The sequence below is a fragment of the Acinetobacter brisouisimilis genome (genome assembly GCF_000368265.1).
In the GTDB taxonomy this organism is placed as follows: Bacteria; Pseudomonadota; Gammaproteobacteria; order Pseudomonadales; family Moraxellaceae; genus Acinetobacter.
On sequence record NZ_KB851219.1, the window covers coordinates 1,544,236 to 1,561,659 of the forward strand.

The window sequence follows — 17,424 nt, forward strand, 5'->3', positions numbered from 1 at the left end:
CATTGCAGGCGGTTTTTTTCAGGCATGGAGCTCAATTAAAGCATCCAAAACCTTCTCATAATGTATCTGAATATCTTCTAGCAAGATTGTGTAAGCATTATCGAACTGTACCATTGGAAAACCTTCTTTCCAGAATGGAAAAATATTGTCCAAATCATGCGTTACAATCGCATCTTCATACACAATACTTTGTGCAATCCAAGACAAAATTTGTGCCGTTTCAGCCCCATCTATCGCTGTATAATCAATATCATGCTGTTTGAATACACGTACGCGATCTTTTTTATAGCGTACTTTTTTCGCTTGTCCTGAATTCAAACCAAATGCCAACATCACCGCTTGTAATAGGTGTTCTTCAAATGCCTGATTTAATTCAAGCAGAGCCTGCTTGTAGCTTTCCTGACGCTGTGTTTTATTGCTACGCTGTAAGACTTGATTGGCTGATTTTGCCAACTCGACCTGTTTCAAGGAGATCAGTTGTTGCTGAAGGCTCATTTTATCTTTCCAAAAAATAAGCTGTAAATTATACGTCGCATCGGGCTGACAAGCATTAGCTATTTTAAAATTCTCGTCCCTTTTCTACTATAAATAAGCACGTACCTGTAAATAACTCATTAACCTGCAATCAAAAAATAATCTGATTTCATCAAGACAACGATAATGAAATTAAATAAAAAATTTACCTTCTAGATAAATAAGCAAAATATTTTTTAAGACCTATTTATTCAAAAAAACTGATGAGCATGAATAAAAAAATCCCCCTGATATGCAGGAGGATTTTTTTATTAACTGGTGAATTAGTTGAAATTAAGCATCTTTACGACGCATGTGCGGGAATAACAACACATCACGAATACTTGATGCATTTGCAAATAGCATCACCAAACGGTCAATACCAATCCCTTCACCCGCTGTTGGAGGCAAACCATATTCCAATGCTTCAATAAAGTCCGCATCGTAATGCATTGCTTCATCATCACCCGCATCTTTTTCAGCAACTTGTGCCTGGAAACGCTCAGCTTGATCAAGCGGGTCATTTAACTCGCTGAAGCCATTTGCCAACTCACGACCACCAATAAAGAACTCGAAACGGTCAGTAATATGCGGGTTATGATCATTACGGCGCGCTAGTGGAGAAGTTTCTGCTGGATATTCAGTAATGAACGTCGGTTGACGCAATTGAGTTTCAACAGTTTCTTCAAATACGATGGTTTGCAATTTACCCAAACCAAAACCTGGTTTCACCTGTTCTTTCAACTCTTCACGCACAAAGTTTGCCAAGAATTCACGATCATTGACATTGTCTGGCGTAAATGTTGGATTGTGCTCAAGAATCGCATCAAACATTGAGATTTTCTTGAATGGACCTTTGAAGCTATAAACTTCATCACCATATGGCACATCAGTTGAACCTAAAATATCAATTGCCAGTTTTTCTAGCATATTTTCAGTCAACTGCATCAAATCTTTATAGTCAGCATAGGCTTGGTAGAATTCAATCATCGTGAATTCTGGGTTATGGCGAGTCGAAACCCCTTCATTACGGAAGTTACGGTTAATCTCAAATACACGCTCAAAACCACCCACAACAAGGCGTTTCAAATAGAGTTCAGGCGCAACACGCAAATATAAATCCATATCTAACGCATTGTGATGTGTCACAAATGGACGCGCTGAAGCACCACCTGGAATCACATGCATCATTGGTGTTTCAACTTCCATAAAACGCTGAGCTGCCAAGAAATTACGAATACCTGCAACCACTTGCGCACGGATTTCGAAAGTTTTGCGTGTTTCTTCATTGACGATCAAATCAAGATAACGCTTACGATATTTCGCTTCAGTATCACTTAGACCATGAAATTTGTCTGGAAGCGGACGTAAAGATTTGGTTAATAGTTCAAATCCTTCCAAGTGAACATACAAATCGCCTTTACCTGAACGACCGATGTAACCACTTGCCGCAACAATATCACCCAAATCTAAAGATTTAATGGTGCTTAAGGTATCTGCTGGCAAACCTTTGCGGTCTACATAAAGCTGAATACGACCTGTCATGTCTTGCAATACAATGAACGAGCCACGGTTCAACATCACACGACCTGCGACTTTCACATAAACATGTTCACCCACTTCAATCGCAGCTTTATCTAAATCTTTAAACTGCTCTTGCAAGTCACCTGCATAATGCTCACGCTTAAAGGTATTTGGCCAAGGGCTTGTACCCGTCTCTTTAGCACTTTCCTTGATTTGCTTTAACTTGGCATGACGCTGTGCAATTAAATCGTTTTCGGAAATAATGGGTTCAGAAGTCGATTGAGCGTTGTGTTGCGTCATCTCTGCCTCGAAAAAGTAGTTGAAAAAAGAAGTCCCATAGCATAGCAGAATTCACGCTTCTTTCGAAAGAATTCTTAAAAATCGATTCAAAAAATCAGCCCAGTTATGCAACTTTAGTCTAAAACAAAATCTTTTTAGACCTTTCGCTAGCTCACATAACTACCCAAGCAACGTAAAATATGGCAGAAACCGCGAACATTTTAAGACCAAATGCATGTTTCTAGCTGACTTTTCTACATTATCCTGTGATGAAACCAACTCGATGAAGATGAATAATGCCAAAATTCTATTCCTGCACGGATTAGATTCATCTAAGGAATCCAATAAATTCCATGCAATTCAAGCAAAACAAAAATTTTGTATAGACGTCGATTATCGTAATTTAAGTTTTCAAACGGTTGAAATGCTCTACCAAAACATTATTGAAAAAATTAAACCAGATTTATTGGTGGGACATGGCGTTGGAGGATATTGGACACTGAGAATGTCTTACCAGTTTCATTTGCCTGCCATTGTGGCGAACCCAAGTCTTGCACCAAATTTTCGCGATGATTACCCTGCACTTGAAGAAAAAGACTTAGATCATGACATTCCACAGTTTGCCTACTTAGAACTGGGGGATGAAATGCTCAACATGTATCAAACACAACAAATTCTCGAACGCTTCATGATTGTACACACCTATACAGGTGGCTATCATCGACTTGAATACCCAGAAAACATTAATTTGCTAGTTCAGCAATTTGAGCAAAGTTTTCACCCATCACCAAAATAAAAAATGCCGATCTAAGATCGGCATTTTTCTGTCTTGTTTACTTCATTTATGCAACAACTTCTTGCAACTCAGTGTTTTCACTTTCACGTACTACAGACCAAACATCCAAACCGATGTCTTTATGTTCACGGTCTAAGTCTAATAAAATTGTTGCACCTAAAACGTTTAATTGGCATTTGTTTGCCAACGTTTGAACTGCCTTTAATGTACCGCCTGTTGCCAAAATATCATCTACCAAAATCACGTTTTGGTTTGGCTGAACATCAGCTGACATTTCAAGTTTATCTAAACCATATTCTAAGCTGTAACCCACACCCACAACTGGCGGCGGTAATTTTCCTGCTTTACGCACTAAAATTAAACCTTTGTTTAAACGTTGTGCCAAGAAACTTGCCAACACAAACCCACGCGCTTCTACAGCAACAAAGCTGTCTACAGCTTCTATTTTGTCTGCTGGGATACTTGCAACCAAAGCATCAGACAATGCTTCAATTTGATTCACCAACAACGGCGTCAAATCATAAAAACAAATCCCAGTTTTTGGGAAATCTGGAATGGTACGAATATGAGACCAAAAAGTTTGAGCAAAGTTCATGGCAGGAGAATATCTAAGCTATCGATTTGAGCTAATTTTAACCATTTAAACTTAAAAAAACTATTATTTTTTATTCAATTAACATTTTTCAGCGCATAAACTTATCTAAGTCATTGATTTACAATTAAATTTATTTTCACATCAATAAAATCCCGATAATATTTTATGCATTTTTATTTTTTTTGCATTACCACCTTAGTCTAAGACGTAAAAAATATGAGTTTCACTCTATTGTTACTTCTTTTTAAAAACGTAATCTTCCAAGAATTTCTTTACTTTACAGTACAACAAGGTAAAAATTTCAAGATAAGAACCTGTAAACTATAATGATCAGGCTTCCCCTTATAACAGCACCGCTGACAGGCATTTTTTGGCTACCCATCAGCATTTTGGAGATACTCATGAAAAAATATCAATGCATCGTTTGTGGATGGATTTACGACGAAGCAACAGGCTGGCCAGAAGATGGCATTGCTCCTGGGACAAAATGGGAAGATGTACCCAATGACTGGACCTGTCCAGACTGTGGAGTATCCAAAGCAGATTTTGAAATGATTGAAGTATAAAGCCGCTCAAGACCATGTTTGAACATGGTCTTTTTACTTAATAAAAACATTTTGGAGAATATTATGCAGCCTATTGTGATTGTGGGTTCGGGTATGGCGGGTTATACCCTTGCACGTGAATACCGAAAATTAAACAAAGAACAAGAACTGATCATGATCTGTGCTGATGATGCAGCAAGTTACGCCAAGCCAACATTATCAAATGCCTTGGCAGGCAATAAACAGCCTGCTCAAATTGCACTTGCAGATGCAACCAAAATGGCTGAGCAACTCAACATGCGCATTGAAACACATGCTTGGGTCAATCATATTGATGCTGAAAAGCACCAGTTAAGCTATGTGCAAGATCAACAAACTGTTGAACTTAACTACAGTAAACTCATTTTAGCTGTAGGGGCGAATCCAATTCGTTTAGCGATTGCTGGCGATGGTAGTGATGATATTCATGTTGTGAATTCACTCACCGATTACCGCGAATTTCGCGAGCAGCTTGATCAAAAACAAGATAAACGGATTGCCATTTTAGGCGCTGGGCTAATTGGCTGTGAATTTGCCAATGATTTACAGCACACAGGTTATCAAACAACAGTCATTGATTTAGCGCCACAACCGCTTGGTCGTCTATTACCACAATATGTTGCTGAAGAGTTTCAAAAGAAACTGCACGAGAGTGGTATTAAGTTTATTCTTGGCACAACCGTTGAGAAAATCAGTAAAGTTAAAAAACATTACGTCGTGACACTAGAAAATGGTCACAGCCTTGCAGCAGATCTCGTCTTATGTGCGGTGGGCTTACAACCCAATATTGATATTGCCAAGCATGCCAAGATTGAAACCAGCCGCGGAATTCTCACCAATAGTCTAATGGAAACCAATCAGCCCGATATTTATGCTGTCGGTGACTGTGCCGAAGTGAATGGACTTTTATTACCATACGTTATGCCAATTATGCAACAAGCACGTGCGTTGGCAAAAACTTTAGTAGGTCAGCACACTCATGTTCACTACCCTGCTATGCCAGTTGCGGTTAAAACGCCTGCTGCACCACTCACTGTATTGCCAGTACCACACAATGTCGATGTGAATTGGGAAACTGAACATTTTGAAGATGGCATGTTATCTAAAGCTGTCGATAGCGAAGGAACCATTCGTGGCTTTGTACTGCTTGGTGCAACAGCAGCTAAACAGCGTTTAGCGTTGACCAAACTGGTACCTGATTTAATTCCACCACAAGCATAATCACACTTCATGGATGCTCACAATGAATCAGAGTATTGTGTTTAGCCCATCACCATATAGTAAGTATATGCGTGAAGCACAAGTCGATCTCGGCAATGGCATACAATTGCACATTGAAATGGGTGGCAACCCCGAGCATCCATGTATTTTGCTGATTATGGGTTTAGGTGGACAACTAATTCTTTGGCCAGATTTTTTTTGCAAATCGCTGATTGATCAGGGTTTCTGTGTGATTCGTTTTGATAACCGAGATATTGGTTTATCTAGCAAAATGACCACAGAGCCTCAAAACCCTCATCACTTACTCAGCATGATGGCGCGTTTTAGTGTCGGGCTTAAAAATCATGGTGCGCCATATACTTTGGAAGATATGGCCGATGATGTTGGCTTATTGCTCGATAAACTGGAAATTAGTCAATGCCACCTGATTGGAGCTTCTATGGGCGGCATGATTGCTCAGATCGTCGCTGCAAAATACCCAGAAAAAATTAGCAAGCTAGGGTTACTGTTCACTAGCAACAATCAACCGCTGCTGCCTGCACCTGGTATCAAGCAACTTAAATTGATGATCAGTAAACGCCCAACACAGGAAGATGAAATCATTCGGCAGAATGTACAGCTTTACAAGATTATTGGATCACCCAACTATATTAATGTCGAAGAAATCCGACTCTTTGCACGTAAAGCTTATTTTCGCAGTTACTATCCAAATGGTGTCTTACATCAATTACTGGCGATCTTATGTACAGGGTCATTACTCAAGTGGGATCAACAAATTCAACAACCTACGTTAGTCATTCATGGCGCAAGCGACCGATTATTGCCACCTAAACATGGTCGGGTTGTTGCAAAAGCAATTAAAGCAGCAAAATTTGAATTAATTGCCGGAATGGGGCATGATATTCCACCACATTTTATCCCTCAATTGAGTGGTTTATTCGCACATCACTTTAAACCTTAAAAGTATCAGGACACTATGGCTGCATTACCCTCTTTAAGACAGCTTTCTTATTTAGTAACACTGTCTGAAACATTGCATTTTACCGAGGCAGCACGTCGCTCTTTTGTAACCCAGTCGACTTTATCTGGCGGCATTATGGAGTTAGAACGTTTACTTGGTGGTGTTTTGGTTGAACGCGATCGCCAAAATGTACGTTTAACACCTTTAGGGGAACAAGTGGTTGCGCGGGCTCGCGTTTTACTTGCAGATGCTCAAGATCTCATGCGGCTCAGTCGGGAAATGAGTGAACCACTCACTGGCGATTTACATTTAGGGATTATTCCGACCATTGCTCCCTTTATTTTGACGCAGTTGCTTGATGAAGTGCATCATTATTTACCTAAAATCCAGTTACATCTGCATGAAGCACAAAGTGAAAAGATTGTTGAAAAACTGGAACATGGTAATCTGGACATGATTGTCTTGGCACTGCCATTTGACACACGTGGACTCAAAGTTGCCGAGATTGCCAAAGAAAATCTGGTCTTGGTACATCATAAAGCAGATCAGCAATGTATCCGCGCGAGTAACCTTGATGATCTTGATCTCTCTCGCTTGATGTTGCTTGAGGAAGGTCATTGTCTACGCGATCATGTCTTGAGTGCCTGCCCAATTGGCGAACGTAAAAATGATCACCGATTAAAAGCCAGCTCTCTTCCAACTTTAGTTGAAATGGTATCGTCGAATTTAGGTTATACCTTATTGCCTGAAATTGCCTTACAACGCCCGATGTTACAATACCATGCGGATTTGCAAGTCAAACATATTGAGGCAGCACCTGTGCGCACTATCGCATTAGTTACACGTAAAAGCACACCATTACACAATGAATTTAATGTTTTGGTTGACGTTTTAAAGAAAATCGTCCTGTCTCAATAATTCATCTTCTCCATTCTAAGGTTACATGACTTTAGAATGGGACTAAAACAGCTCGGATTTGCAATCTATTTAGATCGTCTAAGCTGATTAGTTAAATCACGTTTTTACTCTGTAACAACATTTTCCCCAGTTTACACTTAAGTTGTTCTTAAGGGATACTGAGCATATTAGACGCATCTTTTATTTTGTAGATATTTGATATGATTTATAATAATGCAAGCGAGTGTCTAAAATGACACATGTCTGCTACTGCGCCGATGATTTTGCTTTACACCCAAGTATTTCTACGGCAATCATTGAGCTGATTGCACGACAGCGGCTGCACGCGACATCTTGCATGACCCAATCACCTGACTGGTCACAAGCGGCACAGCAATTAAAACCTTATGCTGCTCAGGCGGATTTAGGGTTACATCTCAATTTTACCCATGCTTTTGATGACAAGACTATCGCTTTTCCTTTAAATACACTCATGGTTAAAGCATGGTTACGATTACTTGACCGTCAACAGATTCGCGATAGCATCGCCCAGCAATGGAACGCTTTTATCGAAGCATTGGGGCAAGCGCCTGACTTTGTTGATGGACATCAACATGTTCATCAGTTTCCAGTGATTCGTGAAGTACTGATAGAGTTTTTAAAAGAACAGAATTTTAAAGGCTGGGTGAGAAATCTTCGACATACTCTTGTAGTTTCACCATATCAGTTTAAAACATATATGCTCATGCAATTAGGTTCAGCAACTCTTAATCACTTATGTATGCAAAATAAATTTAAACAAAATCAATTTTTTGCTGGAATTTATGATTTTCAGCAAATTGATTATGCTCATCTGAACCAAAAATGGTTAAGCCAAGCGCAAGACAATCTTTTAATTATGTGTCATCCTGCGCAGGATTTAATAAAAAACACTGATCCAATTACAATAGCACGGCTACAAGAATATCAGTATTTAGCATCTGAACAATTTGCAATTGACTGTCAGAATTACCAAATTACTCTTTCACGTATCGGAGTAAACGCATGAGAACAAATCCATTTCTATCTTGTGTGATTCCTGCTTATAACGAAGCGGGAAATTTACCCCAATTTATTCCAGCTTTAGCTGCCAAGTTAGACCAGTTAGACCTTGCTGGTTATGAAATCATTGTGATTGATGATGGTAGTAAAGATAACACCTTAGCTGTTTTATATAGTTTGGTTGAGGATTACCCTCTGCGTGTACTAGAACTCTCTCGTAACTTTGGTAAAGAAGCTGCACTCAGTGCAGGTTTAGATCATGTTACAGGAGATATTGCATTATTGATTGATGCAGATTTTCAGCACCCGATTGATGAAATTCCAACCATGCTCAATTTATGGCGTAATGGCTATGACATGGTGTATGGTATTCGCAGCCGTAATACCGAATCTTGGCTGAAACGCCTTTTCACCCATGCTTATTATAAATTAATGAGTTTTAGTACTTCCGTTGAAATTCCTGAAAATGCAGGAGATTTTCGTCTAATTGACGAAAAAGTAGTCAAAGCCATTCAGAATTTACCTGAAAAAAACCGCTATATGAAAGGTTTATACGCGTGGGTGGGTTTTAAAAGTATCGGACTACAATTTTCCGAACAAGAACGTCAGCACGGAACCTCAAGTTTTAATTTCAAATCATTGTTTAACCTTGCCATTTCTGGATTAACAGGCTTTTCAGATTTACCGCTAAGAGTAAGTACTTATCTGGGAGCATTGCTCGCATTTATGGCGATGGCATATGGTATCTGGATTATTCTTGAAACACTCATCGAAGGCAGTAGTGTTCCAGGTTGGGCAACGCTTGTTGCTGGCATGACATTGCTTGGTGGAATTCAGTTACTATTTATTGGTATTCTTGGAGAATACATCGGACGTATTTATACTGAAGTCAAAAACCGTCCTAAATATATTGTTGCTGCAGAGCACTCTAAAGCTAAAAATTTATCATCAACATCTGATAATAAGACCCTCTAATGCTTGCCCATGTTCTTACATTTGCTCGCTTTGGGATCATTGGTGTGCTTGCGGCATTGACGCATTACGCTATTGTGATTCTACTGTTTGAGCAAATGCATATTGCTTTAGCGTATGCCAATCTCATTGCTTTTTGTCTTGCTTTTTGGGTGAGTTACTTTGGGCATCGACATTTTACATTTCAAGCTCAGCAACTTTCACATCGGCAAACCTTACCTAAATTTTTTATCGTTGCAACTTTAGGTTTTGTGTTCAATGAAAGTTTATTGCTTATTTCACACCACTATCTAAATATTTCACTATCCATTTTGGTCATTATTGCAATTTTTCTCACTGCAATTTTCACCTTTTTATTGAACCGATTTTTTGCATTCCAGCATTGAGGCTATGTTATGCAACCTTTACTTAGATCATCTAAATTATTACTGATTTTGCTACCGATCTGGCTCTTCATTACTTCAATCATCAGACCAATGTCAGTACCTGATGAAGGACGTTATGGAGATATCAGCCGAGCCATGTTTGAAACTGGCGACTGGCTCACACCACGTATCAATGGCTTTCCATTTATGCATAAACCTCCTCTCTTGCACTGGATCAGTTCAGGTTTGATGGAAATTTTTGGTGTGCATTTATGGGTATTACGCCTGGTTCCTGTACTCGCTGGCACTTTGATGTTAGTCAGTCTGTTTTTCTTTGTTCGTAAATATATCAATGAACGCGTTGCCCAGCTCAGTGCACTAATTCTAGCAACCAGCTTACTGTTTTTTGGCAGCAGTCAGTATGTTAACCATGATTTACTGGTTGCAACATGGATGACACTGACCGTTTTCTGTTTTGCCGATTTTACTTTGTCTGGGAAAAAATCGATTTTATTCCTAGGCTATGTTGCCTGTGCTGGTGGTTTTTTGAGTAAAGGGCTGATTGGTGTACTGGTTCCAGGGATGGTGATTTTGCCATGGGTGATTTATTGTAAAGAATGGAGAAAAATCCCATCTTTACTTAATCCACTGGGTATTTTACTGTTTATTTGTCTAGTTGGTCCATGGCTATATTTCGCTCAACACCACTATGCAAATTTCCTAAATTATTTCTTTATTGACCAGCAGTTTAGCCGCTTTAGTTCATCTGGATTTAACAATAAACGACCTTGGTTTTTTTATTTGCTCATCTTATTGATCAGCTTCTTACCTTGGTTACTCGTTACGGGCTTTAAAGGCGCAAAACAACATATTCGTACAGTTGTTCCATCGCCAATTCTTGCTTTACTGCTCTGGTGGTTCGTTTCTGTCACGATCTTTTTTTCGATTCCGCCATCCAAACTAGCAGGTTATATTTTACCTGTCGTTGCCCCACTGACGATTCTCATCACAGCATGGGTTCAGCAAACACTGACTTTACCTAAAAATAAATTACAGATTTTAGGTGTTTCAATTTTTGTATCCCTAATGGGACTCACTATATTAGTTGCACCACATGTCATGAAAACTAATCATGATTTTTATTTTCAGCATATTGGTCTTATTTATCTGCTCGGCACAATTTTAACAGCTAGCCCATGGGTGTTTCTGGCATGTTATAAAGCTGAAAAGATCTCATTTTTACAAGCTACAGTACTTAGCCTACTGATGCTGTGTTCAAGTGTTCCTTTTGCAGTTCGATTGTTCGATACGAAAACCAATTCTGACCAGTTACAATTTCAGCAATATCTACATGGTAATACGAAGTTAGTGTTCTATCGCTACTATTTTTATGATGTGCCATTTTTACTGGATTGGAAATCACCTATATATTTGGTGAATAACTGGGATGCTGTTGGGGGAGATAATTCAGCTGTAGAAATTAAAGATGGCTTATTATTTGAACCCGAGTTAAAACGCAATTTATGGAATGATGCGACCTTTGAGCAAGCTTTGAAAAACAAACAGCCTTTGATTGTGATTAGTCGTCCAGGTGAGTTTAAATCGTCTGATCCTCAGGTCAAAGTATTGCATCAACGTAATTATGACGTATTTATATTTAATCAATGATAAAAAAGAGGAAGCCTAGGCTTCCTCTTTTATTTTGATCTGTATGTCTCATTCTGAAATAAGTATCAACCTACTTCAAAATGAGACAGATCTGAATTTATTCTTCTGTATTGTCTACTTCTTCAGTTTCAACAGCTTCATTCACTTCACTGATGTCGAGTTCAATTTCATCTTCCTCAACGGCATCAATAGCTTCAACACCGACCAGTGTTTCATTTTCACCCAAACGAATCAGACGAACACCTTGTGCGTTTCGCCCTGTAGTTGCCACTTCAGAAGCACGGGTACGCACTAAAGTACCACCATCGGAGATCAACATGAGCTCTTTGGTTTCATCAATCGCAACTGCGCCAACCAACTCACCATTACGCTCAGAAGTTTTAATCGCAATAACGCCTTTACCACCACGTTTTTTGGTCGGGAAGTCATCGACTGGAGTACGCTTACCATAACCGTTTGCACTCGCACACAGCACTTCACCTGTTTCAGGAACAACAACCAGTGATACAATGCGACTGATCACATTCAAATCTGCGCTGTCTTCAGCATCATCTGTATCATCATTTTCGGTTTCAGTATCATCCACCTCAAGTGCAGTTGCAGCAAGAGCAACTCGCATACCACGTACACCTTTTGCAGTACGCCCCATTGCCCGCACATCAGTTTCAGCAAAACGAATGGCTTTACCTTCATTTGAGAACAGCATAATTTGCTGATTACCATCAGTAATCGCAACGCCAATCAAGGTATCTTCTTCATTAAGCTCAATTGCACGCAAACCATTGGCACGAATGTTTGCAAATTGCGCCAATTCCACACGTTTTACAGTACCCGATGCAGTTGCCATAAACACATAATGGTTTTCTGGGAAGTCGGTTAATGGAAGAATGGCGGTAATGGTTTCATTGGCATCCAATGGCAACAGGTTGACCATTGGGCGACCTTTTGCACCACGTGAAGCTTGTGGAACTTCAAATACTCTCAGACGATAAACTTTACCAACATTGGTAAAGCACAGCACCGTTGCATGGTTAGACGCGACAATCAGATGTTGAATATAATCATCTTCTTTCATGCTGGTTGCAGATTTACCACGACCACCACGGCGTTGAGCTGCATAGTCAGAGAGTGGCTGCGTTTTTGCATAACCCGTTTTAGAAACGGTGAGTACAACTTGCTCTTCTGGAATAAGATCTTCACGGCAGAAATCAACGCGAGATTCAATAATTTCTGTACGACGAGCATCGCCATATTGTTGCAAAATCAGTGCTAACTCTTCACGAATAACATTCATCAACAAGTTAAAATCATTCAAAATTGCTGTAAATTCAGCAATCTGAGATAAAATCTCACTGTATTCTGCATGAAGTTTATCTTGTTCCAAACCTGTTAAACGGTGCAAGCGTAACTCTAAAATTGCGTTAACTTGAGTCGGTGACAAACGATAGCGCTGATCAATCAAACCAAATGGACGATTTGGATCTTCACCCTCAATTTCATCTGGACGAACTGAAATAGCACCTGCTTTTTCAAGCAAGCCCACGACACCACCAGCAGCCCACTCGCCTGCTTGTAGGCGTTCACGCGCTTCTGCTGGATTGGCTGAAGTTTTAATGGCTTCAATGATGGCATCGATATTCGCCAATGCGACCGTCAAGCCTTCCAAGATGTGTCCACGTTCACGTGCTTTACGCAATTCGAACATGGTACGACGTGTCACGACTTCCTGACGGTGGCGAATAAACGCAGCAATAATATCTTTCAGATTCATTAATTTTGGTTGACCATTGTCAAGGCAAACCATGTTGATGCTGAACGAGTTTTCAAGCTGTGTATTCAAAAACAGATTATTGACCACGACTTCAGCATTTTCACCACGCTTTAAGTCAATCGCAATACGCATACCGTCTTTGTCAGATTCGTCACGAAGTTCTGAAATTCCTTCGAGTTTCTTTTCTTTAACCAGTTCAGCAATACGCTCAATGACTCTCGCTTTATTGACCTGATACGGAATTTCAGTAAAGATAATCGTGATACGCCCAGTTTTCGCATCTTCTTCAAAATGATACTTACCGCGAATGTGCAAACGGCCTTTACCTGTACGGTAAGCATCGACGATGCCTGATTTACCGTAAATAATGCCGCCTGTTGGGAAATCTGGACCACTGATATAATCCATTAAACCTTCAATAGAGATATTTGGATTATCTGCATAAGCAAGGCAAGCGTGAATCACTTCGGTCATATTATGCGGCGCCATGTTGGTCGCCATACCGACTGCAATACCCGCAGCACCATTGATCAGTAAATTTGGAACACGTGTAGGTAAAACTTGAGGAATACGCTCAGAGCCGTCGTAGTTGTCTTCCCAATCGACCGTGTCTTTTTCAAGATCGGCCAGAAGCTCATGAGCAAGCTTGGTCATACGCACTTCAGTATAACGCATTGCCGCTGCGCTATCGCCATCGATTGAACCAAAGTTACCTTGGCCATCGACCAACTGATAACGCAAGCTAAAATCTTGTGCCATACGTACGATGGTTTCATACACCGCAGAGTCGCCATGCGGGTGATATTTACCGATCACATCACCAACTACACGGGCAGATTTTTTATAGGCCTTGTTATAATCATTACCCAGCTCATGCATCGCATATAGCACACGACGATGAACAGGTTTGAGACCATCTCTCACATCTGGCAATGCACGAGAGACAATCACACTCATGGCATAATCAAGATACGAGTGCTTGAGTTCATCCTCAATGGCAATCGGTCGGATTTCCGATACGCTCATGCATACTCCTTATTATATTGACCATTTATCATCGATAACCAGCCAAAAAACTTGAAAAAAATTCAGAAAAAATTAGTGAAAAACTTATCACTAAAACTAAAAAACATAACGCAATATTTTAGCATATTTGCCTGTGTTTTGTGGCGCTCGAAGCCCATAGAATCACATTTCTCTTATAAAATTCCTTCGATTTTTGCTGATTTTTTACACATACTTTTGAGTATTTTTTTGATAATGTTTTTTTTATCCAATTCGCCTAATTTGCAAGGATTCTTCTGACTCAAATTGAGATTTTTCTCTAAATATATTTGTAAATTTTAACTTCAAAGAAAATTGCTCAAACACAAATTTAAAGCATAAAAAAACTCTGCACGAAGCAGAGTTTTTTTTAAAATGACTCAATTAAAGCTTAGATACCAGTTCAGGTACAACTTCATTCAAATCACCCACCAACCAGTAGTCTGCAACCGCATTGATTGGTGCTTCTTCATCCTTGTTGATCGCAACGATCACTTTAGAATCTTTCATACCTGCCAAGTGCTGAATCGCACCTGAGATACCAACCGCGATATACAAGTCTGGCGCAACAATCTTACCTGTTTGACCCACTTGCATGTCGTTTGGTACAAAGCCCGCATCAACCGCAGCACGAGATGCACCTTGTGCTGCACCCAGTTTGTCTGCCAATGGATCAAGTACTTTGTGGTAGTTTTCACCTGAACCCACACCACGACCACCAGATACAACGATGCGTGCACCTGAAAGCTCTGGACGTTCAGTTTTTACGATTTCTTCTGAAACGAATTTCGATACGCCTGCATCTTTAGCTTCACTTACTGCTTCAACAGCTGCTGCACCACCTTCTGCTGCAACCGCATCAAAAGCAGTAGTACGTACAGTCGCAACAATGATTGCTTCTTCTGATTGTACAGTGGCAATCGCATTGCCTGCATAAATTGGGCGTTTGAAAGTATTGGCTGATTCAACCGCAATTACATCACTTACCATGCTCACATCCAGCAAAGCTGCAACACGTGGCAAAATGTTTTTACCAGTCGTGGTTGCTGCTGCCAAAATTTGGCTATAGCCTTTACCCAAATCAGCAATTAATCCAGCAACGTTTTCTGCTAGTTGGTTGGCATAGACTGCATTGTCAGCCAGTAGAACTTTGCTAACACCTGCAACTTTTGCTGCGGCATCGGCAACAGCTTGTGCACCTGAACCAGCTACAAGAACAGTGGTGTCGCCACCAATTTTTTGCGCTGCTGCAACAACGTTTAAGGTTGCGCCATTTAAAGTTTGGTTGTCGTGCTCAGCGATGACTAAAATACTCATGATGTTATCCCTGCCTTTTAGATCACTTTCGCTTCATTTTTAAGTTTATCAACAAGCTCATCTACAGATTTCACTTGTACGCCCGCTTGACGTTCTGCTGGTGCTTCAACTTTTAAAGTTTTCAGCTTACTACCAGTAGCTACGCCATAGTCCGCAGGAGATTTTGTATCCAACGGTTTTTTACGTGCTTTCATAATGTTCGGCAAAGCCGCATAACGCGGTTCATTCAAACGCAAGTCAGTGGTAACGATTGCAGGTAACTTCAGTTCAATTGTTTGTAAACCACCGTCAATTTCACGGGTAACTTGAACTTTTTCACCTTCAACTTTCACTTCAGATGCAAATGTAGCCTGACCTGAACCTAAAAGTGCTGCCAACATTTGACCCACTTGGTTAGAGTCATCATCAATGGCTTGTTTACCCAAAAGAATCAATTGTGGTTGTTCTTGCGCCACAACACCTTTCAGGATTTTCGCAACTTCTAAAGCACCTAGCTCATCAGCTGTTTCAACCAAGATGCCACGGTCAGCACCAAGCGCCATAGAAGAACGAATTTGTTCCTGAGCTTCTTTTGCACCCACTGAAACCACTACGATTTCAGAAACAATGCCTTTTTCTTTTAAGCGAACCGCTTCTTCGACTGCGATTTCACAAAATGGGTTAATTGACATTTTTACGTTGGTTAAATCAACACCACTATTGTCCGGCTTAACGCGAACTTTAACGTTGGCATCGACCACACGTTTGACAGCAACAAGAGCCTTCATGTATTCCTCGGCTGTAGTATCCAATGATCTAGAAGAAAAGTGCGATACTTTTCAAAAATTTGTTTCGTTGCCTATCTTGCAATGCGTTTGGCATTTCGGTCAAGTCACAATTTCTCAACAGAGACTGAAATTATGTTAAAAACGTGAATTGGCCAGTTCAAAGAAAAGCTTTACGCGGCATATTCTACCTGAGTTTCTATTAATTTTTAAGATAAAAAACAATGATTTAAAAAATTAAACTCATAGGTCATTTTTATCAAAATCATCAATTTTGCTCATGACTAACATCAGAAATACCCACATCTACTGATAAGTAGGGCAAAAAATAATCTCTGCGATATTGTCATAAATACGATATTCACCAATATAAAAAAGCCAGCAATATGCTGGCAGAAAAGAGTTTTTAATTTAGTGAGCAATGAGCCATGTAGCCGCCAGCATAATCATGCTCGCAGAGGTCGCATCGACCCATTTTTGTTTCTGCTGATCAAAACCTGCTTTCTCTGTCATTTTGACCACAATAAATGTTAGTACCAAATATACGATAATACATGAACTTATAAAAATTAAAGACAAGAGCAAACCTTCAACCACAGGGTTGCCTTTGCTATGCATAAATTGCGGCAAGATTGCAAAATAAATCAGCATGACTTTGGGATTTAGCAATGACGTTACAAAGCCTTTGCGAATGGGATTATGGGTCTGTGCCGCCGATAACCGAATACCTTTACTCTGAAATGCTGAACGAAATAACTGAATTGAAAGGTACACTAAGTATGCAACCCCAAAAAATCGAATCGCATTAAATAGCATCGGATAGGATACAATAATCGCGGAAATTCCCAGTGCAACCAGTACCGAATGTACCAGATAGCCAGAACACACGCCAAAAGTTGCCATCATGCCTGACTTAAAATCTTTACCCATCGCCTGTGAAAGTACAAATAACATATCGGGCCCTGGCGTTAATACCAGCGGAATGATGGTGAGTGCAAATAATGTAAAGTCAGACATCACTTTTGCCTTTAAAACAACAAAATAAAGTCTCTATATTGTCCAAAAAAACCAATCAAATAGGCTTGCAAATATTCTATAATTAAAATTATTTT

Annotated in this window: 16 protein-coding genes; 9 read left to right on the top strand and 7 right to left on the bottom strand. The window is 39.9% G+C overall.

What is annotated here, in order from left to right:
* Positions 1-18: 18 nt before the first annotated feature.
* Positions 19-495, bottom strand: a complete 477-nt coding sequence (locus F975_RS11070; RefSeq protein ID WP_004753306.1) for a hypothetical protein — start codon at positions 493-495, stop codon at positions 19-21.
* Between the two features lie 312 nt (positions 496-807).
* On the bottom strand, positions 808-2,337 hold the full coding sequence (lysS, locus tag F975_RS11075) for a lysine--tRNA ligase (protein ID WP_004753308.1): 1,530 nt from the start codon (positions 2,335-2,337) through the stop codon (positions 808-810).
* A 262-nt stretch (positions 2,338-2,599) separates the two neighbouring features.
* On the opposite strand from lysS, the gene F975_RS11080 reads away from it, so the two are divergent.
* A complete protein-coding gene (locus F975_RS11080) occupies positions 2,600-3,112 on the top strand; it encodes a YqiA/YcfP family alpha/beta fold hydrolase (protein WP_034426333.1) in 513 nt (170 codons plus the stop codon).
* A gap of 46 nt (positions 3,113-3,158) precedes the next feature.
* Here F975_RS11080 and F975_RS11085 read toward each other — a convergent pair whose 3' ends face one another.
* The gene (locus F975_RS11085; RefSeq protein WP_004753311.1) at positions 3,159-3,707 is read right to left on the bottom strand and encodes an adenine phosphoribosyltransferase; all 549 of its coding nucleotides are present in this window, start codon (positions 3,705-3,707) and stop codon (positions 3,159-3,161) included.
* 401 nt (positions 3,708-4,108) lie between these two features.
* Between F975_RS11085 and rubA the strand changes: the two genes are divergently transcribed.
* The 8 genes from rubA (at position 4,109) to F975_RS11125 (ending at position 11,416) form a co-directional block, all read left to right on the top strand.
* Complete coding sequence (gene rubA, locus F975_RS11090; protein ID WP_004753313.1) at positions 4,109-4,273, top strand: rubredoxin RubA; 165 nt, start codon at positions 4,109-4,111, stop codon at positions 4,271-4,273.
* A gap of 63 nt (positions 4,274-4,336) precedes the next feature.
* Positions 4,337-5,512, top strand: coding sequence for an NAD(P)/FAD-dependent oxidoreductase (locus F975_RS11095; RefSeq protein ID WP_004753315.1), 1,176 nt, complete (start codon positions 4,337-4,339; stop codon positions 5,510-5,512).
* Between the two features lie 22 nt (positions 5,513-5,534).
* A complete protein-coding gene (locus F975_RS11100; protein WP_004753317.1) occupies positions 5,535-6,473 on the top strand; it encodes an alpha/beta fold hydrolase in 939 nt (312 codons plus the stop codon).
* A 15-nt stretch (positions 6,474-6,488) separates the two neighbouring features.
* Complete coding sequence (gene oxyR / locus F975_RS11105; RefSeq protein WP_004753318.1) at positions 6,489-7,391, top strand: LysR family transcriptional regulator OxyR; 903 nt, start codon at positions 6,489-6,491, stop codon at positions 7,389-7,391.
* Between the two features lie 232 nt (positions 7,392-7,623).
* Complete coding sequence (locus tag F975_RS11110) at positions 7,624-8,418, top strand: ChbG/HpnK family deacetylase (RefSeq protein WP_004753321.1); 795 nt, start codon at positions 7,624-7,626, stop codon at positions 8,416-8,418.
* Entirely contained in the window at positions 8,415-9,386 is a 972-nt protein-coding gene (locus F975_RS11115) for a glycosyltransferase family 2 protein (protein WP_004753324.1), read from the top strand. The genes F975_RS11110 and F975_RS11115 overlap by 4 nt, the downstream gene beginning before the upstream one ends.
* The gene (locus F975_RS11120) at positions 9,386-9,769 is read left to right on the top strand and encodes a GtrA family protein (protein WP_004753325.1); all 384 of its coding nucleotides are present in this window, start codon (positions 9,386-9,388) and stop codon (positions 9,767-9,769) included. The genes F975_RS11115 and F975_RS11120 overlap by 1 nt, the downstream gene beginning before the upstream one ends.
* 9 nt (positions 9,770-9,778) lie before the next feature.
* Positions 9,779-11,416: a glycosyltransferase family 39 protein gene (locus F975_RS11125; RefSeq protein ID WP_004753327.1), complete on the top strand. Its 1,638-nt coding sequence runs from the start codon at positions 9,779-9,781 to the stop codon at positions 11,414-11,416.
* 97 nt (positions 11,417-11,513) lie between these two features.
* Here the strand turns inward: F975_RS11125 and gyrA are convergent, their stop codons facing one another.
* The 4 genes from gyrA to F975_RS11145 form a co-directional block, all read right to left on the bottom strand.
* Positions 11,514-14,213 carry a DNA gyrase subunit A gene (gyrA, locus tag F975_RS11130; protein ID WP_004753329.1) on the bottom strand — a complete coding sequence of 900 codons (2,700 nt, stop codon included), beginning with the start codon at positions 14,211-14,213 and terminating at the stop codon, positions 11,514-11,516.
* Between the two features lie 402 nt (positions 14,214-14,615).
* The gene (locus tag F975_RS11135) at positions 14,616-15,548 is read right to left on the bottom strand and encodes an FAD-binding protein (RefSeq protein WP_004753331.1); all 933 of its coding nucleotides are present in this window, start codon (positions 15,546-15,548) and stop codon (positions 14,616-14,618) included.
* A gap of 17 nt (positions 15,549-15,565) precedes the next feature.
* A complete protein-coding gene (locus F975_RS11140; protein WP_004753333.1) occupies positions 15,566-16,315 on the bottom strand; it encodes an electron transfer flavoprotein subunit beta/FixA family protein in 750 nt (249 codons plus the stop codon).
* 408 nt (positions 16,316-16,723) lie between these two features.
* A complete protein-coding gene (locus F975_RS11145) occupies positions 16,724-17,329 on the bottom strand; it encodes a LysE family translocator (RefSeq protein ID WP_004753337.1) in 606 nt (201 codons plus the stop codon).
* Positions 17,330-17,424 lie beyond the last annotated feature (95 nt).